The sequence below is a fragment of the Acetobacter sp. DmW_043 genome (genome assembly GCF_002153485.1).
Classification (GTDB): Bacteria; Pseudomonadota; Alphaproteobacteria; order Acetobacterales; family Acetobacteraceae; genus Acetobacter; species Acetobacter thailandicus.
The window spans coordinates 89,117-112,238 of record NZ_JOMN01000016.1; the positions used below are offsets into that span (position 1 = coordinate 89,117).

Consider the following 23,122-nt stretch of genomic DNA (forward strand, 5'->3'; position numbering starts at 1 on the left):
GTCGTTCAGATCTGAACAATCGTAGAAAAACTGAAAGTCTCGCCCTCGGGGTTGGCACCAAGCCTTAAGTGGGTGGGGGATATCATGCTGTAAGGTGGCACGGGCAGATTGTATGGAGCCGGCGCATTTTTAAAAGCTCTGCCGGCGAGGTCGAAATGTGAGCCATGGCAGGGGCATACATAATGCCCCTTATTTTGCTCCGGGTTGTCACCGACAGATGGACTATACGAAGGCACACACCCCAGATGCGTGCATATGCCAACGTAAACACCATATTCAGGGCTGAGTGACCGGTGCCAGTTGCGGGCATAGGCTGGTTGCTGCTGAACCTGAGAGTCAGGGTCGCGCAGCTGTTCTCTGAGACTTTTCTCCTGCAGGGTGATGAGGTCGTCGCGGGTGCGGTGTATAATAAACACCGGCTTATTCTCCCATGTCGTGACGAGCTGCTCTCCTGGTGTCAGGTGCGACAGGTCAATGTCCACAGGCATATGCTCTGAAAAGCTCTCCGGAGGGAGAAGCCCCTGGAGAAAGGGGATAGCACAGGCTGCGGCACCTGTTACGGCACCTGCTATTGCGGTCATTTCAAGAAAATCACGCCGGCAGGGGTTTTGTGTGTCGTCCTGCTTATCCTGAGCGTCAGGAGATGAGGGGGGATGTGTCGGCATGGTGTTTCAGTTTCTGTGCATAGAAGGTCATTATAGTTTTCATGCAATGTTATCTGATGCAAGGGGAGACGATATGAATTATCGGGATTTTCTTATTCCGGTTTGGGAATGACAGCCATAAGAATATCTTATTTTATCCGCTTTTACCGTGTCATGCTCTTGCAACCTGCGAAAAATATACCCATTGTAAAAATACATTCGCTGGAACATTCAGTGAGTGTGACGTTCTCGGGGTGAGGTGAAAATCCCAACCGGCGGTAAGTGGTTCGTCCACAAGCCCGCGAGCGCCTGCCTCTGGCAGGGTCAGCAGATACCGGTGCAATTCCGGAGCCGACGGTTAAAGTCCGGATGAGAGAGAACGAGGAAACTGGTGTCCTTTCTGCTGTTGTGGCGGAGAGGCGCGGTGTCTCTTGTTGTGCCCCATAGTGATGTCTTGTCGTAAGGCGAGTAATGGAGGTGTCGGGGTGCCGGAGAGGGTTTCTTCTCAGAATAATTCCGCCATAATGTCGACCAGAGTGTTGCATGCTTTTCGTGCAGCTCTTGCTGAGGCCGCTCGTTTTGTCGGGCAGACGGCACCTAACCCTGCTGTCGGATGTGCCTTGCTTGATGAGAATGACGAGATCGTCCTGGTTGCTGCGCATCACAGGGCGGGTGAGCTGCATGCCGAACGCCTTGCTCTGCAGCAGGCGCGTGAGGCAGGTGTTATAGAACGGGTGCGTACTGCTGTTGTTACGTTAGAGCCGTGTAATCACACCGGGCGCACGCCACCCTGCACTGAGGCTTTGCTGGATTCTCCTGTTGAAACAGTCTGGATCGGGTGTCGGGACCCAAACCCGCGTGTTGATGGCAGCGGCGCAGCCCGTCTTGCACAGGCGGGTCTTACTGTGCGCTGGCTTGCTGAGGCTGGTGGAGCAACTGAGGTTTTTGCACGTTGTCAGGCGCTTCTGGCTCCTTTCGCCTGTAAGCAGATACACAGGCGCCCGTGGATCACAGTAAAGCAGGCACTTAACGCGCAGGGGAGTATGGTGCCTCCTGCCGGTCAGACAACATTTACGTCCTCTGCTTCTTTAACATTCGCTCACAGGATACGCCGTATGACGGATGGTATTCTGACTGGTACAGGCACTATTCTGGCCGATTTGCCGTCATTCACGGTGCGCCATGTTCCTGACCATGAGCATGTTCGTCGCCTGCTGGTTATCTGTGGTCAGCAGGATGCTTTGCCTCAAAGCTGGCTCGATCAGCGTCGTGCCTGTTTTGATATTCGTTTTTGTTCTGATCTGACTCATTTGCCGGCGCTGCTCGCGCAAACCAGTGCCATGTGGCTTATGGCTGAGGCTGGCCCACGTCTTCTGGCAGCGCTCAGGCAGCATAATCTGTGGGATGACTGGCTGACTATTCGTCAGGGTGCAGAGGGGCAGGATCAGTATTTTATCTCTCAACGTCAAAATGTGACCCCGCTGGCACTGCTTCCGGAGTGGGTACACTGTCAACAGGAGCAGGTATGTTTTCCGGAATCATAGAATCACTGGGGCATGTTCTTCTGGCTGAAGCCAGAGAAGAAGCACTGATCGCAGAAGTGGATACAGGCTTTAAGGATATCGCCGAGGGCGAAAGCATAGCTGTGAATGGTGTATGCCTTACCGCAGTTGAGCCGGCACCAACCGGTGTCGCCCGTTTTTTTATCAGTAGTGAAACACTGAACTGCACAGCACTCGGGCAACTGAAAACAGGCGGGCGGGTTAATCTCGAACGTGCCGTAACCCCTGCCACACGCCTGTCAGGGCATATTGTACAGGGCCATGTCGATGGCACAGCCCGTTTTGTCAGCAGCACTCCGTCGGGAGATGCCCATCAGGTTATCTTTGAAGTCCCTTCATCTCTGCGTCGTTATATGGTGGCAAAGGGGTCAGTCACACTCGATGGTATAAGCCTCACCCTTAATGAGATTGGCGCGGCAGATCATGATGTCTTTACGATTTCTCTTATGATCATTCCACATACATGGACGCACACCACACTTGGTACGCTCTCACCGGGCGATACGGTGAATGTTGAGGTTGATGTCATTGCGAAATACGTGGAGGTTTTATGTCAGAACAAATGAAAAAACCTGATGTTTCGGGTGCGGCCCCATCTGAAGCCCTGCTCAGGGCAGTCGCAGCACTTCGTGCCGGACGTATGGTCATTATGGTTGATAATGAAGATCGTGAAAACGAAGGTGATCTTGTTATGGCCGCAGAGTTTATGACCCCGGCTGCAATGAATTTTATGATCACTCATGCACGTGGCCTGGTATGCCTGCCGCTTGAAGGGGCGCATATTGACCGTCTTGGCCTGCCTATGATGGTGAGCAAAAATACGTCACGTCATGAAACGGGCTTTACTGTTTCAATCGAAGCTAAAGAAGGGGTGAGCACCGGCATTTCAGCGGCCGACCGTGCCCTGACAGTGCAGGTTGCCGCGGCCGAAACGACCTCAGCAGCTGACCTGGCAACACCAGGGCATATCTTCCCGCTGCGGGCGGCAGATGGTGGCGTTCTGCAACGTATCGGTCATACTGAAGGGTCTGTTGATATCATGAAGCTGGCGGGTTTACGTCCTGCCGCAGTTATTTGTGAAATCCTTAATGAAGATGGCACGATGGCCCGGCGCCCTGAGCTGGAGGTTTATGGTCATAAGCATGATATGCCGATTATCTCGATTGCTGAACTGGTGGAGTGGATCAGTCAGCATGGTAACGGCGCTCTTGCACCCTATGAAGAAGAGCTGAAACCTTCGGGCATACAGTCTGAAGCACCACTGGAAAAAATAGCCGTTTCAGCGTTACCAAGTGAATATGGGGGTAATGCTCTGCGTATTCATGCCTTTCGTGATGGCTCCGGCGTTGAGCATGTCGCTCTTGTGAAGGGTGATCCTTCTGCACAGGGTGAAGTGCCGCTGGTACGCTTACACTCGGAGTGTGTCACGGGGGATGCTCTGGGCTCATTACGGTGCGACTGCGGGGCTCAGCTTCATGCTGCCCTGAACAGAATTGGACAGGCCTCTTCGGGCGTTCTGGTTTACGTACGTGACCATGAGGGGCGGGGGATTGGCCTTGCCAATAAAATTCGCGCCTATGAATTGCAGGATGCCGGATTTGATACGGTCGATGCGAATCATAAGCTGGGTTTCGAGGCTGATGCACGTGACTGGACGGCAGCGGCTGCTATTTTACGTGATCTTGGCATTACCCGTCTCGAACTGCTGACGAATAACCCGGATAAAGTTGAAGCCCTTGAGGGGCAGGGTTTTGAGGTGAGTAAGAGGGTGCCGATAGAAATCGCTCCCAACCGCTTTAACCGCGAATATCTGGAGACAAAACGGCAACGGATGGGGCATCGCTTTAGTCGTTTTTCTGCCGTGAGTGAACCATCAGACGCTGTGTAATAACACTGTGTTATTAAGAGGATAATGTTATGAGTACCTATGTAACCCCTTCTTTGCCTGAGCTGAAACTTGTTCCGTCACCGCGCCTTGCGGTGGTTGTCAGCCGTTTTAATACAACCATTACTGAAGGGCTGTGTAATGGTGCGCTTGAATGGCTGGGTGAGCACGGCATTACAGTAGCCGCACAGGATATTTTCTCTGCCCCTGGTGCTTTTGAAATGCCTTTGCTGGCGCAGACCCTGGCCCGCACCGGTAAGTACGAAGGTGTCATCTGCCTTGGGTGCGTCATTAAGGGAGATACAGCTCACTTTGAATTTATCAGCCTTGGCGCAACAATCGGGATGATGCAGGCTTCGCTCGAGACCGAAGTGCCTGTCGCGTTTGGTGTACTGACGACCTATACAGAAGACCAGGCAACACAGCGTGCCTTGCCTGACGTACATAATAAAGGGCGTGAAGCAGCCGCAGCCTGTGTTGAATCGCTTGCTTTGCTGCGCCGTATTAAAGAAGGCTGAAGCAGTATTTAAACATAACGTGGTTTCTCAGATGTGACGTTTTTGTTGCAATTTATGGGTGTGTCTGGTTGGGTTTCGTACGGTATCACTTGCGGCCGGAGCCATACCAGGCCAGATAGAGGCAGCAATAAACTGTCACTATAATAGCCCGAATTGTTCAGGAGCTGATCTTCAGCCATGCTCTCTACTTATATCAGCCGTTTAACAAGCTTTTGTGTGCGCCATGCTTTTGCGGTTATCGCTTTGTTCATGGTGCTTTCTGTTGCGGCTGGTTATGCCGGGGTCAATTTTCTGGGTGTTACGACTGACACCAGTAAAATGCTTTCTGACAGGCTGGCATGGAAACAGCGATCAGATGAAATGGGGCGCCTCTTTCCACAAAAAGAGGGGCTTCTGGTCGCGGTTATTGAGGCTGATATCCCTGAAAAAGGCCAGGCAGTTGCTCAAATTCTGGCCGGACGCCTCTCTGCCGATCATAAAAATTTTGAATTTGCGAACCGGCCTGATGCAGACCCCTACCTGATGCGTAATGGTTTGTTATTTCTTCAGGCTCCTGTGCTTGAGCAGGTGCTTGATCAGACTATTTCTGCACAGCCGTTTCTTGCCGCCCTGGCGCAGGACCCTTCAGCGCGCGGCCTTTTTAGTTCTCTGTCTCTTGTTGCGCAGGGTGTTAAACTGGGGCAGGCAGATCTTAAGGGGTTTCAGGCGCCTCTTGAAGGGTTTGCAAAAAATCTTGAAAGTGCAGCGGCCGGTAAGCCACAGGCATTGTCGTGGGAGAGGTTGCTGGGAGGGGAGCTGGCCGATATGGCTGGCCGTTACCAGTTTGTGGTAACAAAACCGAAGCTTGATTTTGGTTCGTTGCAGCCTGGTGGCAATGCAGCAAAAGCCATGCGTGATGCTGCAAATAGTATTGAGTTTGTTCAAAACGGACAGGTTAAAGTACACCTTACCGGGCAGGTTCAGCTTGATGATGAAGAGTTTGCTACTGTTGCTGAGGGGATGGTAGCAGGGCTGATCGGCTCTTTACTGCTGGTTACGCTCTGGCTGTTTGCTGCTGTGCATTCCTGGCGTGTTGTTGTGCCTATTGTGCTGACGCTGATTGTCGGGCTGCTGCTTACTACTGGCTTTGCGGCTGTTGCTGTAGGCACGCTCAATCTCATATCAGTTGCATTTGCTATATTGTTTGTAGGTATTGCGGTTGACTTTGCTATTCAGTTTTCAGTTCGTTTCCGTGCTCAGAGTGAAGATGAAAACGACCCTCAGGGAGGGATAAGAGCGCTTGCTGCAACGGCTAAAGAAACAGGACATCAGATTCTGGTGGCAGCTCTTGCCACATCAGCCGGCTTTCTGGCTTTTACACCTACAGCGTTTCTTGGCGTCGCACAGCTGGGGCTGATTGCCGGTGTTGGCATGCTTGTTGCTTTTGTCTGTACCACAACTTTTTTACCAGCCCTGCTCAGGGTTTTTCATCCTTCGCTTAACTGCCCCAGCATGGGTTATGCCTTTATGAAGCCAGTTGACATCTGGATACGCCAAAAGCGTAAAGGCTTCCTGTTTGTGTTTGGTCTGGTTGCTGTGTTTGGCCTTGTTCTGGTGCCTGGTCTTCAGTTTGACGGTGACCCGCTGCATACTAAAAATCCATATTCTGAGGGGATGAAGGCCCTTCAGATGCTGATGACAAATCCGACTTCTTCTCCCTACAGTGCTGACCTTCTGGTCGCTGATCTTGATCAGGCGCATAAGCAGGCTGAACGACTGGCGAAAGTGCCTGGTGTTCACGACGCTATGTGGCTTGGTTCTTTCGTGCCTGAAGATCAGAAAGAAAAACTGCCTCTGATTCAGGATGCTGCCGGTATCTTATTGCCTACTCTGATTGTTCCTGACCCTAAACCTGCTCCTGATGCTCAGGCATTGCGTGAGTCAGTCCGCACAACGGCTGCGGCTTTGGGTGAGGTTCTTGATAAGGTACCTTCTGACAGCCCTGTGCGGCGTATTCAGGCCGCTCTGAGTAAGCTGGCAAGCGCACCTGATGATATTCTGATGGCGGCGAATAAAGCTCTGGTCGAGTTTTTGCCTCCCGAACTTGATCAGCTTCGTGTCATGCTGCAGGCAAAACCTGTAGACCTGAAAGATGTGCCGAAAAGTCTGGCTTCTGGTTATATTCTGCCTGATGGTCGTGCTCTGGTTGAGGTGCATCCCAGTGGTGGCTTTGCGCAGAGTAAAGCATTGAGGAAATTTGTTACCGGCCTGCAAAAAGTGGACCCGGATATTGCAGGTTCTGCGGTTGATATTGTTGAAAGCGCGCGTGCGATTGTAAAAGCGTTTGAGCAGGCAGCGACCGCTGCGATTATTATGATCGCCGCTATTTTATGTGTATCGCTGCGACGCATCGTTGATATGCTGCTGGTTCTGGCTCCTTTGCTTTTGTCGGCTTTAATGACGGTTATTCTGGTTGTTCTGCTGCCGGAAACACTCAATTTTGCAAACGTTATCGCTTTGCCCTTGCTGCTTGGGGTTGGTGTATCTTTCAATATTTATTTTGTGATGAACTGGCGTGATAAGGTGAAATACCCGCTGGCGTCTCCAACAGCCCGTGCTGTGCTGTTTTCAGCATTAACTACTAGTACGGCTTTTGGTTCTCTGGCGTTGTCACATCATCCCGGTACGGCAAGTATGGGTCGTTTGCTGCTGTTGTCACTGGGGTGCACGCTGGTGGCAACGCTTATTTTCGTACCTGCGTTGCTGCCAAAGCGAGATATTGATGAAAGATAATATCGTCGCGCTCAGGGTTATATTGAGTAAGATATAAAAAAGGCGCCTGCGAGAAGCAGGCGCCTTTTTTAGTGTCAGGTCAGATTTTGACCCATTCAGGATGGTGTGGCACCGAAATGTCACGCCCCTTAAGCATCATATCCCAGTACACGTGAGGGAAGGCTTTTGTTTTAAGGAACCATGCAAAACGGCTGGCTTTGCGCTGGTCGTAAGGGAAGCTTGGGGCTGGCTTGCCACCATAAAGGAATTCAGCCAGCACCACTTTCCCGTAAGCCACTGTCAGTGGGCATGCGCCGTATCCGTCATAGATGGCTTTAGTCGGAGCGCCATCCAGTGATGAGAGAACATTAGCAACAACGACTGGTGTTTGCGCACGTGCCGCGGCCATTGTTTTGGCGTTAGATGTGCCAATGGCATCACCCAGGCCAAAAACCTGGTCATATTTATTGTGTACCAGTGTGCCGGGGTCAACATCAAGCCAGCCTGCATCGTTTGCCAGAGGGCTTGATTTGACAAAGTCAGGTGCGCTCTGCGGTGGAGTGACATGAAGCATGTCGAACTCTTTCACCACATGCTCTGTTTTGCCATTTGCTGCTGATACAGCAAAAGTAGCTTTGCGGCCCGGGCCGTCAACAGAGACAAGGTTGTGTTTGAAGTTCAGGTCAATGCCATAATAATCAACTGCATTTTGCAGTTCAGGCAAATAATAGCCCACACCGAACAGAGCTTCCCCTGCGAGAGAGAAGTCAACTTTGGTGCGGAAGAGGGTTCCCTGCTTGCGCCAGTAATCAGAGGCAAGATAGGCGATCTTCTGAGGTGCGCCTGCACATTTGATTGGCATAGGTGGCTGGGTAAAAATTGCCTGTCCGCCAGCAAGGGACTGAATGCAGGTCCATGTATACTCAACCGTTTCCCGGGAGTAGTTGCTGCATACGCCATTGCGGCCAAGTGTGTCACTCAGGCCATCTATTTTATTCCAGTCCAGCTGGATGCCGGGGCAGACAATAAGGCGACGGTAACCAATAACGCGTCCGCCGGTCAGTGTGACCTGATGGGCGTCAGGCTCGAAGCTTTTTACAGCTTCGCGGATCCATGTGGCCTGTGAGGGTATAAGGCTGCGTTCCTGCTTCAGGGTGCTTTTTAATGTCATTGCACCAGCACCAACCAGGGTCCAGCCGGGCTGATAGGCATGTGTTGTTGAGGGCTCGATGATGGCAATGTCAAGAGTTGGGCGTTCGCGTAATAACCGTGCTGCAACGGCTAGCCCGGCAGTGCCTCCACCTACAATCACAACAGTGTAAAGAAGGTCTGGCTTTTTACCTGTGTCTGACTTGGTCATATGAGCCCTTTCTTTTGCTATGTATACTCAGCTGAGTGTGTATAACATAATTAATTAAATAAATTAATAAGGTTTTTAATTAATGAAAACGATTAACTAAAAACCTTATTTTTTTCATATAGTTATTCTTTTACCCAAACCTCAACTGGTCCGCTAAGTTTCATCGTGAGAGGTCTGCCATGGCGATCAACTGTCTTGCCGATTGCAACACGGATCCACCCTTCGCTGATGCAGTATTCTTCAACATTGGTTTTTTCAACACCTTTGAAGCGTACACCAATGCCACGTTCAAGCAACTCACCGTTGAAAAAAGGGCTTGCCGGGTCGACTGACAGGTGATCTGGCAATGTAGTGTCTGACATGGATAAAAAAGCTCCTTGTTATAATCAGAAATAAAAGAAGAGTAGCGATACAGCATATCGCCAGGCTACAGGTGAGAAACCTAAGCCTGATATCTTTGTTTGTAAGGTTTTTATGGGGAAAAGATCAATGGATATTAAGATATCAGTGTCTTTCAGCGGCGGTGTTTTTTGCGTCGTGCAAGGCGTTTTCTGAGTTTTGGGCTGAGCAGGAGAGTTGTTGTTTTATGGAGCCAGCGGAAACGCCTTTTGCTCCATGCGCTCAGTCTGTGCATAAACAGATAAATAACGGGCGTTGAGTAAAGGGTCAGGAGCTGACTCATTGCCAGCCCGCCGATAATAGCCACACCCAGGGGGCGACGCAGTTCAGCACCGTAGCCATGTCCAAAAATCAAGGGAATGGCACCAAAAGCAGCGGCCATTGTTGTCATCAGAATAGGGCGGAAGCGCGTAATACAGGCACTGTAAATGGCCTGATAGGGTGTCAGATTTTCAGCCCTTTCTGCATTCAGGGCAAAGTCGATCATCAGAATGGCATTTTTCTTTACGATGCCAATCAGTAAGATAACACTCAGCATTGCAATGAGGGAGAAGGATTCACCGCACAGCCACAACCCCATAAGAGCACCGACAGCGGCTGAGGGCAGGGTTGAGAGAATAGTTAATGGCTGAATATAACTCTCATAGAGCACACCAAGAGTGACATACATGGTGATAATTGCAGCAATACATACCAGAAGCTCATTTCTCAGGTTTTTTTGCATATTGCCAGCCTGACCACTGTACTGGCCGTGCAGAGATTCAGGAACATGCAGGCGCTTCATGGTGCGAAGAATTTCAGCCGTTGCATCCTGAAGTGATTTGCCCGGTGCAAGGTCGAATGAAATAGCGCCTGATGTTGCCCCGTTTTCATGGCTGACCTGCAAGGGCGTTGGCTGAGATTCGAGGTCTGCCACCGAAAGCAGAGGGACCATCGTTTCCTGAGATGAGGAAACAGCCGAGCCGCTGGAGGCGCCTGCGCCGCCCGCCAGGCGGTTGGCTATTGAGTTTCTGAAAGAGAGTTCGTTCTGATTTGTTTTGCCGGTAGAAGATGCTGACGTATTTTTAACGCGCACCGTATTTGACGCAGTAGCACCCGAAGCTGTGCCACCTGCTGTTGAAACCCACAGAGATTTCAGCGTTTCAGGTGTCTGACGGAACCTGTCTGCAACTTCCATTATAACATAATAGGTCGTCAGAGCGGTTGAAATGCTTGAGGCTGTTCTTTGTCCATAGGCGTCATAAAGGGCGTTTCCGATGAGCTGAGGCGTAATCTGATAGCGCGCAGCGGTATCGCGGTTAATAAGAACGTGCATGGCAGAGCCATTAGATGAAAGCTGGCTGCTTACACCGGTAAGAACATGGTTGCGTTGCAGGCTGGCTGTAATGCGGGGTATCCATGTATAAATATCTTTGTCGCTGGTGCTCTGAAACACGTAGCTGTAAGTGCCCTGGTGCTGGCGCTGCCCGCCGCCATTAATATCACCCGCATTTGAGACACTAATTGTCAGCCCAGGTACCTTTTTAATCCTCTGGCGAATGCGTGCGGCAATCTCCTCAGGGCCGGAACTGCGTTTTTCTTTACTGATAAGCTGTGCAAAAATCTGAGCTTCATTCGGGTTATCTTCGCCGGCAAACCCCATGACATTCTCTATGTCGGGGTCACCCTGCATAATGTCCATGATATCTGTCGCTTTGGCAGCTGTCGCTGCGAACGAACTGGTCTGGTCAGCGCTGAGGTAGCTTTCAATTAATGATATATCCTGGGCCGGCAGAAGGGTTTTGGGCATCGCTATAAAAATGGCGATGGTCAGAAAAAAGCTGAGAGGGAGCGAAAAAAGAATAAGCCACGGGTGACGAAGCGCCCATCCCAGAGAGCTGCGATAGCCTGTGAGCATATGCTTCATAAGCCAGTCTGTCATGTCGGCTATCAGGTGAATACTATAAAGAGCAATATTAAGTCTGGGGCTGGTGTGGGGTTTCTCAGCCGAAGGTTCGTCAAGCATATAGGCGCACATCATCGGTGTGAGCGAGACTGACAAAAAAAACGAGATTGTAATGGCGGCTGACAGCGTCATGGCAAATTCAAAGAAAATTTTACCAGGAATTCCCCCCATCAGTAAAAGTGGAAGAAAAACAGCAATAAGAGACACTGTGATAGAGAGAATTGTAAACGTGATTTCCTGTGACCCGATAAGGGTTGCTTCCATACGTTTTTTACCACTCTCCAGGTGACGTGTAATATTTTCAACGACAACAATCGCATCATCAACAACAAAGCCTGAAGCAATGGTCAGTGCCATGAGGGAGAAGGTATTAAGGGAGAAATGGCACAGTTTCATAACGGCCAGAGAGCCAATCAGTGAAACAGGAACCGTAATGGCCGGGATAATGGTTGAGCGCCAGCTGCGTAAAAAAGCGAGCACAACAATAATAACAAGTACAACAGAGATGAAGAGTGTCAGCTGTGTGTCAGCCAGCGATCCGCGAATAGAGACAGAGCGGTCAGAGACAAGTTTAAAATCGACATCCGGTGGCAGGGCATTGCTGAATGCCGCGGCGCGTGCGCGGATACTGTCAGTGACTTCAATAACATTTGCTCCGGGCTGTGCCCGGATAAGCGCGATAATGGCAGATTTACCATTCATCCAGCCGGCTTTGCGTTCATCCTGCGGGCCATCGCTTACCGTTGCCACACTGTGCAGATGAATAGGCCGCCCGTTACGATAACCGATAATCAGGTCCTGGTATTGTTGTGCTGTGCGTGCCTGGTCATTTGTTTCAAGTGTCAGACGCTGTGCTGATTCTTCAATAAAGCCTTTAGGTGTGTTGGCATTAGCTGAGGCAAGTGCTGAACGAATATCTTCAAAGCCAACGCCATAACGATATAAAATCAGAGGATTCATTTCGACGCGTATCGCGGGCTTTGATGCGCCTGCCATTTCAACCCAGCCAACGCCTTTAATCCCGGCCAGCAGGGGTTTAAGATGTGTTTCGGCAAGGTCGCGCAGCGCGGAGGATGTACGTGTTTCTGAGGTGAGTACAGCCAGCATGACCGGGCTGTCAGAAGGGTCAGCTTTAAAATATTGGGGTTGTGACAGCATGGTGGTTGGCAGGTCTTTTTTGGCAGCCTGCAGAGCAGCCTCAACATCACGCGCTGCACCGTTAATATCGCGGGAATCATCAAAAAACATCAGAACAAATGCGCTGCTGTCTGTTGATTCTGAGCGGATACTGGTGATGCCGGCAATCTGCCCCAGGTGCCGTTCCAGAGGGGTTGTCATCGAGCTTGCCATTTGCTGCGGCGAGCTGCCTGGCTGTGATGCAACCACGTAAATAACCGGAAATGAGATATTGGGCAGGTCAGCGACGGGAATTGTTTTGTAAGAAAAAACACCTGCCAGGACAAAAGCCATGGCCATAAGGATGGTGCCGACAGGACGGGTAATAAAAAGTCGGCAGAAAGACAAAACAAAGTTTCCTTATTCTTCAGAAACATCACGCCGGGTGTGTATGGGCGTAATTATAAATATAAATCGTTACGAAAGAAAAATTTATTGTTATAAAAAAGGCAGGCGCACCGCTGTTTATTACTGAGGCAGCGCATTGGCTGTGTCTGCCCGCTGTTTCCCCCGGGGCGCTGCGGCATTTGGCATAATTCTGCCGCTGTTGCCGCGTTCAGTTGCAAGTGTTCCCAAAACCCTATCAACAACAATATCCCCTTCAGAGACAGTGCGAAAAATGCCAATCTCAGTCGTAATGTGGAAAACAGCGTTTTTCGTGCTGGCAGACGTGACTTCGAGTGCCTGCAGATGACCTGCTTTAGCAAGAAATGATGACTGATCGCCGAGGTAAAGTGCGAGAGCCGGCGCTGCTACTTCATTGATTGTCAGGGTGGCAGAAGCTTCTTCGCGAATACGCGCTGAAGCAGAAAGTGTGCGGATGGTGACCGGTCCTCCCGTAGCAATAAGCCCCAGCTCTCCGGCCCGGCCCATTTCGAGGGGAGCACTGCCGGCTTTTATAAAAACAGTGCTGCTGCGATCATCAAGCGTGACAGGTGTTTTCCCTGTGTTGTCAAGTGTCAGCGGGAGTTCCGGGCGTGTCTTAATGGTGAGCGGCTGTGCTGCACATTCTTTTTGTATAATGACGATACTGCTGGTTTTGGGGTCTGTTGTTATTGTGACGCCAGCAGGAACAGGGAGCTCTGGCTCGGCATCACTTCTGAGCGTGGCAGAAGTTGTAATATGCAAAGCACTCAGGCAGGGCGCTGAGACAATCAGGTTTTTTCCATAAAGCGGCTGTGCAGCTCTGGCTGGTGACACCACACAGAATATCAGAGCCAGAAAAAAAGTGCAGAAATGCGACCGTATGTTCGTCATAAGGCTCTCTTATCAGATAATCTGCGCGGTCAGATAGGGTAATTATGTGTCAGGTCAGGCGGCTAGTGGCGTATGCCACTGCCACCGGTGCCACCCATGAGCGTGTCGTGCAGGCGGTCAAGTGTATCCGTCAGTGTGTCGTGGGCGCGCTTGCCTTTGCTACCCACTACAGTCACGGTTGTTGTCATGCCGGCAGCAAGCTGCGTTCCTGGTGGTATGCTGTCGATATGTACTCTGACCGGTATACGCTGAGCAAGGCGTACCCAGGTGTAAACCGGGTCAACTGCCGGCAGGCCCTGCACTGACGGTGTTGCATTAGGTGTGGCAATACCGTGCGTAATGCTGACCACATGCCCCCACATCGGGGCACTGTAACCCATAAGGTCCATTCTGACCCGGTCACCAATATGAATGGCGCGGATTTTGGTTTCTTCAAAATAGCCATCAACCCAGAAGGAAGATGAATCAATAACCTGAATATTAGGTGTTCCTGCTGTGGCAAAATCCCCGGTACGCATAATCAGGTTATTAACATACCCTGTTACGGTGCTGCGAATATGTGTGCGCTCAAGGTTGATATTCGCCTGTGACAGATGGGCCACAGCGTCAGCATACTGGGCTTTGGCAACTTCTGCTGTCGCTTCGTATACCTGTTTCTCTTCGTTAGAGGCGGCGACTTCGGAGAGGTTTTTACGGCGAACGCGCTGTGTGTCTTTAAGCACCATATCAGCCTGTCGTTCATTGACCTTTGCGGTGGCAACAGCAACAGCCACCTGAAAGTCAAACGGGTCAATTTCGTAAAGAATATCACCCTTATGAACAAACTGGTTATCTTTTACATTGACTGAAATAATCTGCCCTGAAACACGAGGGGCAATGTCAGCCACCTGCACACGTACCTGGCCGTTTCTGGTCCAGGGGGCAGCGGTGTAATAGTCCCACAAAACGAAGCTTACGATTGCAGCAACAAACAGAATAGTTCCTGTTGTTATTAATTGCAGGACGCGGCGTGCGCGTTCGAACACGGCAGATAAACCCTTTTAAAACAGTATGGTGTAGAGACCGATAAAGCATATCAGCATGCCGAACTCTGCCAGGGGAACATTCCAGATAACCCGACGGGCTCTTATTTTCCCCAGTAAAGGATTAAGCACAAGAAGAGTGGCTATAGCCAGTGCTGCGTGGATCACAAAAGAAGAAACCAGCAGCCCGCCAATATCGAGAACAGGCGTGAGATGAAATTCCATCATGTGAAAAAAGCTCTTTTTCGCCGGCCTGCGGGAGGGATTACCTCATAGAGGCGTAAGGCTGAACGGTTATGCTCAAGCAGATGGATCGTGCCAACAATAGCCGAGACGGCAGCAAGAGCGGTTGTTAGCTGCCCGTCGGGCAGGGACATACTTTTTTCGAGCAGCAGCCAGGCCCGGTGCTGCAGGCGTTCTGTCGCTTTGTCTGCATCGCGGATAATCGTGGCACGAAAAGCGGCTTCGGCCTGTGTGCGAATAGCGGGAATTGTTGCCGCACGTTGCAGATGGCGCCGCGCGCGCGCGAGTTCGATGTTGAGTTCATCCAGGCTTGAAAGACGGTTAAAGACACGTTTTTTGGCGCGCGTATCAGGCAGATAGCTATTCCATTCCAGAATACGGCACAGGCGGTCATAATGCCGGCTGATCAGAGCTGAGCCTGTGCGCTCTCCCCTGAAAGAAAATTGCCTGCGCAGGTCATGGCCAATTGTAATGGCCACGCGAAAGCGCCTGCCTGTGGCTGAAGGGGGCAGTAAAAGTACCAGTGAAATAAAGATAACAATCGCAGAAAAAAGATACATCACATTGCGGTCGATAAAAGCCGTGGGATCATAGTTTTGTGTATTTGCAACGCCCAGAATAACAAAAAAGAAAACACCGCCATTAAAGCCTATCGTTGCTGTTTTGGGGTTCATGAGCAGCAGGCAGCTGCAAAAAACAACAGGCAGAATAGCCAGGGCCATAAAGGGCATATCTGACCCTTTGGGCAGAATACCAAAGTTCAGAACAGCCGCTACAATAATGGCCATCGGGGTGCCGATCAGGGCCCCCATGCCAAACCCCCGGGCATTATAGGTTGTGGCAGCAAGGGTCATAATCATGGCGACCTGTGCCAGAGCGGTGTAGGTGGCCGGTATGTCAGAAATAATGCATAGCCCGGCAGCAATGCTAAAACCTACAAGCGAACGAAACCCTGAGAGCAGGGCTGCAATAACGTCGTCATGTTTTTCAATTTTCAGGTCAGGGGCTGTTGTACGTGCACGCCGGCCTTTTTCAAAAGCCTCAATGCCGTCGGTGGCCCAGCGGGTATCAAGCTGCAGCGCCATAGAGCGTTCGGTAAGCCAGATCTCATCAAGCAGAACATTACGCTCAGTTTCAGGGGTATAGATCTGGCGTGCAAGGGTTTCGAAGTTTTTTATTGTCTGACGTTGTGGTTCGGCCAGATGGCTGTCTTCAAAGGTTGATCTGACATGCTCAAGGACAAAAGGTGAAATATTTTTGCGGCGCAGGGCATTGTTGATGGCGCGGCTGCAGCTGAGCATTTCAAGTAATGCCACCATAGCTGAGCGCGCACCGGCCAGCCGGATGGCGGCATCAGACAGTTCGGTTTTAACGAATGAGGCATGTGTGGTCAGTGCCATAATCTGCCCCGCCAGCCCCGCGCAGGCGATATCATCAGGGATGTCACGCCCCGATATGGCCTGACGGGCAATATTTCTGACCGTATTGGCACTGGCTGTAAGGCCTGCTGCCAGCTTTTCCCAGGCAGTAGGTGAGCCAAAGATATCGTTGATAGCTGAGGTTGCAGCGATGCCCACAACAATGTCCGATACGCGCGCGATAGCAGTATCGAAAACATTGCCTGGATTGTCGATGCAGTTGATCCCGACAATAGCGACGGTATAGCCTGAAAGCATAGCAGCATAGGCACGAAAATCTTTTTCAAGAGTGCCGATAATCGTGCACAGCGTGATCCAGAGCGCAACGCCCCCCAGAAAAATGCCGCGTTCCTGGTTAAAGCAGGCAGTCAGAAAAAGAGCAACGAATGCTCCCAGAAAAGTACCTAGCAGGCGATACATAGCTTTTGAGAGGACCTGGCCCCGCAAAGGCTGTGCCAGTATCATGACTGTCACTGCAGCTGACGCAGGCGAAGGCAGCTGCAGCCAGAAAGCAGTGCTCAGTGCGAGCACCACTGACAGCCATGTACGAAAACAAAAAGAAAACCACCCTGGTGTGAAAATATGCTGCGGTAGCGGAATACCTACGCCAGCCCAGAAACCAGGACGATTTTCAGTTTTCTGAGGGGTCACTGCTGCACCATATGGCAGCTTGCCTGCCGTGCAGGTTTATTCAACAACGACTGTTCTGACAGTTGAGTCCTCAGGCAGTTTTTCAAACGTCCGGCCATATTTGAGAACGATCTTTCCCGTGCCTTTAGTAATGGCTTTAAAATAAAGTGTTTCATTGCCACCGCAACCCATTGCTCCATGACAATCCTGAGATTGTGTATACTCCATACCAGTTAAAACAACATTATGAGGAATATTCTGAACCATCCAGCCATATCCGGTAGTTGGATTAGACGGGAGTTTTATTTCAAAAATACTGTTATTTTTGACATGAATTGTGTCGTTTTCTGCTGCAAGGCAGTATGTCGGTGCTATGATCATCAGAGCGGCAATTATCTTTTTCATAAGTTTTACTCCGTTTGTTTTGCTGAATGTAGGCTGATAATTTTTCTCAGTCTATTCTTGCTCTCTTTGTTCTCGGGTGTTTTTGTTGTCGCTATTCTGTTTTGTTGAAAATAATTCCGTGCAGATATCAGTGTTCAGAGCACGGTGAGAAAGTCAGGCGTCGTTTATGAAGTTTCTTCACACATCAGACTGGCAGGTAGGCCGGACATTTGGTTTCGCGGGAGATGTCGCTCAGGGTGCGCTTCAGGCTCAGCGTGTTGAGGTTATTCACCGGCTGGGGCTTCTGGCGCGCAGTCACGGCGTGCATCACGTACTGGTTGCAGGTGATATTTATGAGCACGAAACACCAGCCAGGTTAACCCTGCATCAGCCGCTTGAACGTATGCGTGAGTTTTCTGATATACGCTGGCACCTTATCCCTGGTAATCATGATGCCCATACACCCGATGGCCTCTGGTCGCGCCTGTTGCGTAACGGCAGTTTGCCTGAAAATGTAATTTTTCACGGTAAACCCGGGGCCGTGCTGATTGATGAGGCCGAAAATGCCTGGCTTCTGCCTGCAGTTTTGCAGCGTCGCCATGTGCTGACAGACCTGAGTGCCTATATGGATCAGGAGACAACTCCACCGGATGCCCTGCGTATTGGCCTGGCGCATGGTTCAGTGACCGGTTTTGGCAGCGGTGGTGAAGAGGAACATAACCAGCTGGCGCCTGACCGTGCAGAGAAAGCCGGCCTGAGCTATCTGGCTCTGGGGGACTGGCACGGTTTTAACGAGATTAATGCCCGCACATTCTATTCCGGCACACCAGAGACAGACCGTTTTGATATTGGCGGCGGCGGTGGTGGCGAGGCTTTGCTGGTGACAATAGCCGGCAGCCGGGCGACACCGCAGGTCGAGCGGTGCAGAACCGGGCATCATGTCTGGAAAAAACTGGGGGAGGTAACACTCACCAGCCATGAAGATATTTATGCGCTGGAGGCACGTGTCAGGAGTATTGCACCCGAGCATACCGGTTCAGTTCTGGCCTGGGCAGAAGTGTCTGGCCTGCTGAGCATGGAAGATATGGCGCTGTATGATAATTTAATTGTTCATAGCCTTGCCGGAGCAGTGACCTGTCTGCGCCTTTCGGGGGAGCCACAGCTGGCTGCAGATCTTGATGATCTTGATTATTTTGGCGAGGCCGGCGCTGTGCGGAATGCAGCCGGTGTTCTGCTCAGTAAAGTCAGTGGCGGGGGGGAGGAGGGCGCAGTGGCAGCGGATGCCCTGCAAAGACTTTTCCTTTTCTATAAAGATCTTGGAGGTGCAGGCGCATGATACTGACAGAGATACAGCTTAATGGTGTCCGGCGTTTTACTTCTCCGATAAAGCTTGAAGGCCTGGGGCCTGGCCTGAATATACTGGCTTTGCCTAATGAATCGGGTAAATCGACCCTTCTTCTGGCTTTGCGTGCCGCATTAATGTGGCGGCATAGTTCGGGTGGCGAGCAGATTAAAAGCCTTGCGTCTTATGGTGGCAGTGAGCCGCATATTATCCTGCGCTTTATGTGGGGTTCTGTGCCCTGTGCTTTTGAAAAACGCTTTTTGAAAAAGAAAGGCGCACGGCTGCTCATGGGGGGAGAGCAGTATCAGGGAGATGAAGCTGAAGAGAAAATTCGTAATCTGCTGGGGCTGAACGATCTTATTAATAAAAACAGCGTGGCGACAGGGTTATGGAGCGCGCTTTTAGTGCCGCAGGGAGAGAGCCAGTATCTGCCCGAGCTGACAGATGCCGGCTATACGAGTATTCGCTCCTGTCTTGATCAGGGCAGCGGGAGTGTTGCTCCGGCTGGCGGAGGTAAAGCTGCGCTGCTGTTATCACGTGTCAGAGAAAAGCTTAGTCCGTTACTGACTGAGAAAAAAGGTGAGCCGACCGGAGGGTATAAGCAGGCTTTGCAAAAAGAGGCAGAGCTTACCGAACGTTTTGAACAGCTTAAAGCCAACAGGCTGCGCCTTGCTGATGATCTGACAGCACTGGAGCGTGACCGTCGCGTTTTACGTGACCTTGAAAACCCTGAGAGACGGGCTGAGGCTAAAAGCCAGCTTGAGCAGGTGCGGCAGGAGCGTGACCGGGTTTCTCAGTTTGCGCTCAAGGAAAAGGAAGTTCTGGCTGGCGTACGTCTGGCTGAAAGGGTGTATGAATCGCTGAAGGCTGAACGGCTCGGGCGGCATGAAAACCGTAACCGTCAGAAAGAGCTGTCAGAGCAGATGCAGAGCGCACAGCAGCAGCTGGCGCAGCTGCGTGATCATGTCCGGCATGCACAGGATAAGCTGACGGAGGCTGGCAATAAGCGTAAAAAGGCTCATGAACAATATGAGCGCAGCGACCGTCGTAACAAAAGTATAACGCGTCAGCGGTTGCTTGAGCAGGATCAGGAAGCACTGAAGTCAGACCGTACAGTCCTGCATCGTTTAGAGCAGGCCAGTGCAGTGTGGCGCCAGGCTCAGGCTGCCTTCAAAGCCTGTCGGGTTGATCAGAAAGCTGTTGATGCCCTGCGCAAAGCCGAGCGTGACTGCGATAAACTACAGTTGCAGATGGAGGCTCAGGCCCCCTCTGTGTCTCTGCATCTGCTGCCAGAAGCAGCTGATCGTGTTACTGTTAATGGCAGTCTCTGCTCTGAGAGCACTTTTAAGGTGCTCGAACAAACCCGTATTGAGATAGAAGGTGTAGGCGCGCTAAGCATTACCCCCGCGCTGCAGGAGCAGCAGGGTGCGCAGGCACGCTGGCATGACGCAAAAAAACAGCTTGAGCAGGCTTTGCAAAAAGTCGGGTGCAGTACGATGGCTGAGGCTGAGCAGGCTTTTGATATATACCGCCAGACGAAAGCTGAGCAGGATGCTGCGCAGAGAGCTGTCCTGTCCTGCCTGCCTGAGAACCGGCAGAGCACTGACCAGGTCAGTGCAGTTATTGCCTTGTATCAGGAGCAGATTGCTGACAAGGAAGCCAGGCTGCGGCAGCGTTCTGCTGAGCTGAGCACTGAGCAGGTCACACTCTTTTCTGAGGGTGAAATATTGCAGGCAGCAGAGAGTGACCTTGAGGTTGAGCAGGCCTTATCTGTGTTCAGAGAAGCGCAGAGAGAAGAAGAAGACAAAGTCGCTGTTTTAAAAAGCATACAGAGTGATGAAACTCAAAAAGCAGCTGATGTTTCTGAGCTTGGCAGAGCCCTTGAGCGTGCCCGGCATGAAGAGGAGACGGCACAGAAACACAAAACAGATGCAGCTCTTGAAGCCGAGAGTGCTCAGGCTGAGCTGAGTCTGAAAGATGCACATAGCAAAAACGAGGCACTTGCGCAGGAGATGGCAGCTGAGGCGCGTTCACTCTCTGACCTTGAAGGGGATATCAGGCGCCGTGAAGAAGCTCTTGCTGCACAGGATGGACGTATCAGGGGACTGCATGGTGACGTAAGGGCCTGTGAGGAACGGGTGCGTCAGGCAGAAGGCGAAGGCCTTGATGAGCAGATTGCTGAAACAGAGCGTCTGATAAAGCAGGCTGAGCATGAGTGTCGGGGGTATGCGCGTGAAAGTGCTGCTCTGACATTGCTGAAGCAGACGCTTGAGGCCGCAGAGCAGGAGCAGACCGAGCGTTACCTTGCCCCGCTTGTAAAAGTGATGCAGCCTGCATTCTCGACAGTTTTCCCTGATATGACGCTGTCACTTGATGCCAGTTTTGGTGTGCAGGCTATAACCCGGCGCCAGACAGAGCAGTTTAGCGATTTGTCTATGGGAACCCGTGAGCAGATCGCAGTGCTGGCGCGTCTTGGTTTTGCGCAGCTTCTGCATCAGCAGCAGGGTAAAAGTCTGCTTGTGCTGGATGATGCACTCAGTTTTTCTGATAAACAGCGGCGAGAGCGCCTGTTTGAGGTGCTGACTGATGCGGCCCGGCATTTCCAGATTCTTATTTTAACGTGCCGTGATGATATTCTCTCAGAGCTCGGAGGGCACACTTTGCATCTCCGTCCGTGTGAGGAGATGGCAGAATTGCGTGTATGACTGTCTTACAAACATTGTTTTGTAGGTGAACAGTGATATGACGGTGAGCCAGAGATGAGGGAGCAGATCTGCTGATGAGTAAACTGGATATGAGTTTGCCGTTTTTGCCTGTGCGTATTGCTGTCATGACAGTGTCTGACACGCGTACACTGAGCACCGATACATCTGGTCAGGCTTTGGTTGACCGTCTGGAGCGTGCAGGGCACGTACTGGCAGACCGGGCTATCGTAAAAGATGATGTCGGGCTGATTACGACACAATTGCAGAGCTGGATCAGCACGCCTGATATTGATGTTGTGATTACAAACGGCGGGACTGGCGTCACCGGTCGTGACGTTACCCCCGAAGCTTTTGATCGTGTTCTCGAAAAACGTATTGAAGGGTTTGGTGAGCTGTTTCGGATGCTGTCGTATCAGAAAATTGGCACATCAACCATTCAGTCACGCGCTGTGGCCGGTGTTGCGCAGGGCACGTATCTTTTTGCTTTACCAGGTTCGACTGGCGCTGTGAAAGATGGCTGGGATGATATTCTGCTCTTCCAGCTCGACAGCCGCCATCGCCCCTGTAACTTTGTCGATCTTATGCCACGTTTAAGAGAAGAACTGAAAGAAGGACATGATCATGACTGATGAGATAAAACTCCTGATGGTTGCAGGTGATTATGTCGAAGATTATGAAGTTATGGTGCCATATCAGGCACTGGTAATGCTGGGCTACAAGGTCGATGTTATCAGCCCGGGCAAAAAAGCCGGCGACAAAATTATTACAGCTATTCATGACTTTGAAGGCGCACAGACTTACAGCGAAAAGCCAGGTCATAATTTTGTGCTGAATGCGACATTTGATGAGATCGATACGGATGATTATATCGGCCTGATCGTTCCTGGCGGACGGGCTCCTGAATATCTGCGGCTTAACCCGCGTGTGATTGAAATTGTTAAGGCGTTTGCTGACCGCCCTCTGGCTGCAATCTGCCACGGGGCTCAGCTGCTTGCTGCGGCTGGTGTTATTAAGGGGCGTCGCGTGTCAGCTTATCCGGCATGCCGCCCTGAGGTTGAGCTGGCTGGTGCGATTTATGCTGATATTCCGGTTGATCAGGCAATCACAGATGGTGAGCTGGTGACCGCTCCGGCGTGGCCGGCTCATCCGGCCTGGCTCGCACAGTTTCTCACCGTTCTGGGTGTTACTGTTTCTATCTGACCAGTCAGGTCAGTGCCAAGCCCCTGCTTCATGCAGGGGCTTGTATGATCTCAGATACCGCTGACAGCCGGCCGGTTGAGCATTGCCATCAGCTCCTGGCGGGTCTGTACGTTTTCACGAAACACACCCAGCATAGTGCTGGTTACCATAGAAACGCCGGGGCGGTGTACGCCTCGTGTTGTCATGCATTCATGAGCAGATTCAATAATGACAGCAACACCATGTGGTTCGAGAACATCATTAATCGTGTTGGCGATCTGTGCTGTCATGCGCTCCTGAATTTGCAGGCGACGGGCATAGGCATCAACCACACGTGCCAGTTTCGAAATGCCCACAACGCGGTTGCGCGGCAGATAAGCCACATGTGCCTTGCCAATGATGGGAGCAAGGTGATGTTCGCAGTGACTTTCGAAACGAATATCGCGCAGAAGCACGATTTCATCATAGCCTTCAACCTCTGAAAATGTGCGTTTCAGCAGGTCATGGGGTTCGACCTCATAGCCTTCAAAAAACTCTTCATAGGCGCGGGCAACACGTGCTGGTGTATCCTGAAGGCCTTCGCGTGCAGGGTTATCGCCGGCCCAGCTCAGAAGAGTGCGTACAGCCTGCTCAGCTTCTTCTCGTGTAGGGCGTGCGTTGCCAGAAGGAGGGGCGTCGCTCATATTGTTCTCCTGCAGAATA

Annotated in this window: 19 protein-coding genes and 1 riboswitch; of the genes, 9 read left to right on the forward strand and 10 right to left on the reverse strand. The window is 51.3% G+C overall.

What is annotated here, in order from left to right; genetic code table 11:
• Nucleotides 1-5 precede the first annotated feature (5 nt).
• Nucleotides 6-665: a ubiquinol-cytochrome c reductase iron-sulfur subunit gene (gene petA / locus HK11_RS06805; RefSeq protein WP_086554595.1), complete on the reverse strand. Its 660-nt coding sequence runs from the start codon at nt 663-665 to the stop codon at nt 6-8.
• 220 nt (nt 666-885) lie between these two features.
• Nucleotides 886-1,029, forward strand: a riboswitch (FMN riboswitch).
• A 139-nt stretch (nt 1,030-1,168) separates the two neighbouring features.
• Between petA and ribD the strand changes: the two genes are divergently transcribed.
• From ribD to HK11_RS06830, 5 genes are all read left to right on the forward strand, one after another.
• The gene (gene ribD, locus HK11_RS06810) at nt 1,169-2,188 is read left to right on the forward strand and encodes a bifunctional diaminohydroxyphosphoribosylaminopyrimidine deaminase/5-amino-6-(5-phosphoribosylamino)uracil reductase RibD (protein WP_086554596.1); all 1,020 of its coding nucleotides are present in this window, start codon (nt 1,169-1,171) and stop codon (nt 2,186-2,188) included.
• On the forward strand, nt 2,170-2,772 hold the full coding sequence (locus HK11_RS06815) for a riboflavin synthase (RefSeq protein ID WP_086554597.1): 603 nt from the start codon (nt 2,170-2,172) through the stop codon (nt 2,770-2,772). Before ribD ends, HK11_RS06815 begins: the two co-directional genes overlap by 19 nt.
• Nucleotides 2,757-4,094 carry a 3,4-dihydroxy-2-butanone-4-phosphate synthase gene (gene ribB, locus HK11_RS06820; protein WP_304528675.1) on the forward strand — a complete coding sequence of 446 codons (1,338 nt, stop codon included), beginning with the start codon at nt 2,757-2,759 and terminating at the stop codon, nt 4,092-4,094. The genes HK11_RS06815 and ribB overlap by 16 nt, the downstream gene beginning before the upstream one ends.
• A 29-nt stretch (nt 4,095-4,123) precedes the next feature.
• A complete protein-coding gene (gene ribH / locus HK11_RS06825) occupies nt 4,124-4,609 on the forward strand; it encodes a 6,7-dimethyl-8-ribityllumazine synthase (RefSeq protein WP_086554599.1) in 486 nt (161 codons plus the stop codon).
• 177 nt (nt 4,610-4,786) lie between these two features.
• Nucleotides 4,787-7,381: an MMPL family transporter gene (locus HK11_RS06830; RefSeq protein ID WP_086554600.1), complete on the forward strand. Its 2,595-nt coding sequence runs from the start codon at nt 4,787-4,789 to the stop codon at nt 7,379-7,381.
• A gap of 79 nt (nt 7,382-7,460) precedes the next feature.
• On the opposite strand, the gene HK11_RS06835 is transcribed toward HK11_RS06830, so the two are convergent.
• From HK11_RS06835 to HK11_RS06870, 8 genes are all read right to left on the reverse strand, one after another.
• Complete coding sequence (locus HK11_RS06835) at nt 7,461-8,720, reverse strand: FAD/NAD(P)-binding oxidoreductase (protein WP_086554601.1); 1,260 nt, start codon at nt 8,718-8,720, stop codon at nt 7,461-7,463.
• 122 nt (nt 8,721-8,842) lie between these two features.
• Nucleotides 8,843-9,082 (reverse strand): DUF3297 family protein, encoded by a 240-nt coding sequence (locus HK11_RS06840; RefSeq protein WP_086554602.1) that lies wholly within the window; start codon nt 9,080-9,082, stop codon nt 8,843-8,845.
• Between the two features lie 152 nt (nt 9,083-9,234).
• Nucleotides 9,235-12,588, reverse strand: coding sequence for an efflux RND transporter permease subunit (locus HK11_RS06845; protein ID WP_086554603.1), 3,354 nt, complete (start codon nt 12,586-12,588; stop codon nt 9,235-9,237).
• 120 nt (nt 12,589-12,708) lie between these two features.
• Nucleotides 12,709-13,497, reverse strand: coding sequence for a hypothetical protein (locus tag HK11_RS06850; protein WP_086554604.1), 789 nt, complete (start codon nt 13,495-13,497; stop codon nt 12,709-12,711).
• A 62-nt stretch (nt 13,498-13,559) separates the two neighbouring features.
• The gene (locus HK11_RS06855) at nt 13,560-14,522 is read right to left on the reverse strand and encodes an HlyD family secretion protein (protein WP_086554605.1); all 963 of its coding nucleotides are present in this window, start codon (nt 14,520-14,522) and stop codon (nt 13,560-13,562) included.
• A gap of 15 nt (nt 14,523-14,537) precedes the next feature.
• Entirely contained in the window at nt 14,538-14,744 is a 207-nt protein-coding gene (locus HK11_RS06860) for a DUF1656 domain-containing protein (protein ID WP_086554642.1), read from the reverse strand.
• The gene (locus HK11_RS06865; RefSeq protein WP_086554606.1) at nt 14,744-16,831 is read right to left on the reverse strand and encodes an FUSC family protein; all 2,088 of its coding nucleotides are present in this window, start codon (nt 16,829-16,831) and stop codon (nt 14,744-14,746) included. Before HK11_RS06865 ends, HK11_RS06860 begins: the two co-directional genes overlap by 1 nt.
• Before the next feature lie 36 nt (nt 16,832-16,867).
• Nucleotides 16,868-17,215 carry a protease inhibitor I42 family protein gene (locus HK11_RS06870; RefSeq protein WP_086554607.1) on the reverse strand — a complete coding sequence of 116 codons (348 nt, stop codon included), beginning with the start codon at nt 17,213-17,215 and terminating at the stop codon, nt 16,868-16,870.
• Between the two features lie 166 nt (nt 17,216-17,381).
• Between HK11_RS06870 and HK11_RS06875 the strand changes: the two genes are divergently transcribed.
• From HK11_RS06875 to HK11_RS06890, 4 genes are all read left to right on the forward strand, one after another.
• Nucleotides 17,382-18,530 (forward strand): metallophosphoesterase, encoded by a 1,149-nt coding sequence (locus HK11_RS06875; protein WP_086554608.1) that lies wholly within the window; start codon nt 17,382-17,384, stop codon nt 18,528-18,530.
• Nucleotides 18,527-21,241 carry an AAA family ATPase gene (locus tag HK11_RS06880; RefSeq protein ID WP_086554609.1) on the forward strand — a complete coding sequence of 905 codons (2,715 nt, stop codon included), beginning with the start codon at nt 18,527-18,529 and terminating at the stop codon, nt 21,239-21,241. Before HK11_RS06875 ends, HK11_RS06880 begins: the two co-directional genes overlap by 4 nt.
• Nucleotides 21,242-21,315: 74 nt before the next feature.
• Nucleotides 21,316-21,870, forward strand: coding sequence for a molybdenum cofactor biosynthesis protein B (gene moaB / locus HK11_RS06885; protein WP_086554610.1), 555 nt, complete (start codon nt 21,316-21,318; stop codon nt 21,868-21,870).
• The gene (locus HK11_RS06890) at nt 21,863-22,441 is read left to right on the forward strand and encodes a DJ-1/PfpI family protein (RefSeq protein WP_086554611.1); all 579 of its coding nucleotides are present in this window, start codon (nt 21,863-21,865) and stop codon (nt 22,439-22,441) included. Before moaB ends, HK11_RS06890 begins: the two co-directional genes overlap by 8 nt.
• Before the next feature lie 50 nt (nt 22,442-22,491).
• Here HK11_RS06890 and folE read toward each other — a convergent pair whose 3' ends face one another.
• Nucleotides 22,492-23,103, reverse strand: a complete 612-nt coding sequence (folE, locus tag HK11_RS06895) for a GTP cyclohydrolase I FolE (protein WP_086554612.1) — start codon at nt 23,101-23,103, stop codon at nt 22,492-22,494.
• Between the last annotated feature and the right edge of the window lie 19 nt (nt 23,104-23,122).

Coding starts and splice junctions, on each gene's coding strand:
- petA (WP_086554595.1), bottom strand. CDS start 665: ATGCCGACACATCCCCCCTCATCTCCTGACGCTCAGGATAAGCAGGAC.
- ribD (WP_086554596.1), top strand. CDS start 1,169: ATGTCGACCAGAGTGTTGCATGCTTTTCGTGCAGCTCTTGCTGAGGCC.
- HK11_RS06815 (WP_086554597.1), top strand. CDS start 2,170: ATGTTTTCCGGAATCATAGAATCACTGGGGCATGTTCTTCTGGCTGAA.
- ribB (WP_304528675.1), top strand. CDS start 2,757: ATGTCAGAACAAATGAAAAAACCTGATGTTTCGGGTGCGGCCCCATCT.
- ribH (WP_086554599.1), top strand. CDS start 4,124: ATGAGTACCTATGTAACCCCTTCTTTGCCTGAGCTGAAACTTGTTCCG.
- HK11_RS06830 (WP_086554600.1), top strand. CDS start 4,787: ATGCTCTCTACTTATATCAGCCGTTTAACAAGCTTTTGTGTGCGCCAT.
- HK11_RS06835 (WP_086554601.1), bottom strand. CDS start 8,720: ATGACCAAGTCAGACACAGGTAAAAAGCCAGACCTTCTTTACACTGTT.
- HK11_RS06840 (WP_086554602.1), bottom strand. CDS start 9,082: ATGTCAGACACTACATTGCCAGATCACCTGTCAGTCGACCCGGCAAGC.
- HK11_RS06850 (WP_086554604.1), bottom strand. CDS start 13,497: ATGACGAACATACGGTCGCATTTCTGCACTTTTTTTCTGGCTCTGATA.
- HK11_RS06860 (WP_086554642.1), bottom strand. CDS start 14,744: ATGGAATTTCATCTCACGCCTGTTCTCGATATTGGCGGGCTGCTGGTT.
- HK11_RS06870 (WP_086554607.1), bottom strand. CDS start 17,215: ATGAAAAAGATAATTGCCGCTCTGATGATCATAGCACCGACATACTGC.
- HK11_RS06875 (WP_086554608.1), top strand. CDS start 17,382: ATGAAGTTTCTTCACACATCAGACTGGCAGGTAGGCCGGACATTTGGT.
- HK11_RS06880 (WP_086554609.1), top strand. CDS start 18,527: ATGATACTGACAGAGATACAGCTTAATGGTGTCCGGCGTTTTACTTCT.
- moaB (WP_086554610.1), top strand. CDS start 21,316: ATGAGTAAACTGGATATGAGTTTGCCGTTTTTGCCTGTGCGTATTGCT.
- HK11_RS06890 (WP_086554611.1), top strand. CDS start 21,863: ATGACTGATGAGATAAAACTCCTGATGGTTGCAGGTGATTATGTCGAA.
- folE (WP_086554612.1), bottom strand. CDS start 23,103: ATGAGCGACGCCCCTCCTTCTGGCAACGCACGCCCTACACGAGAAGAA.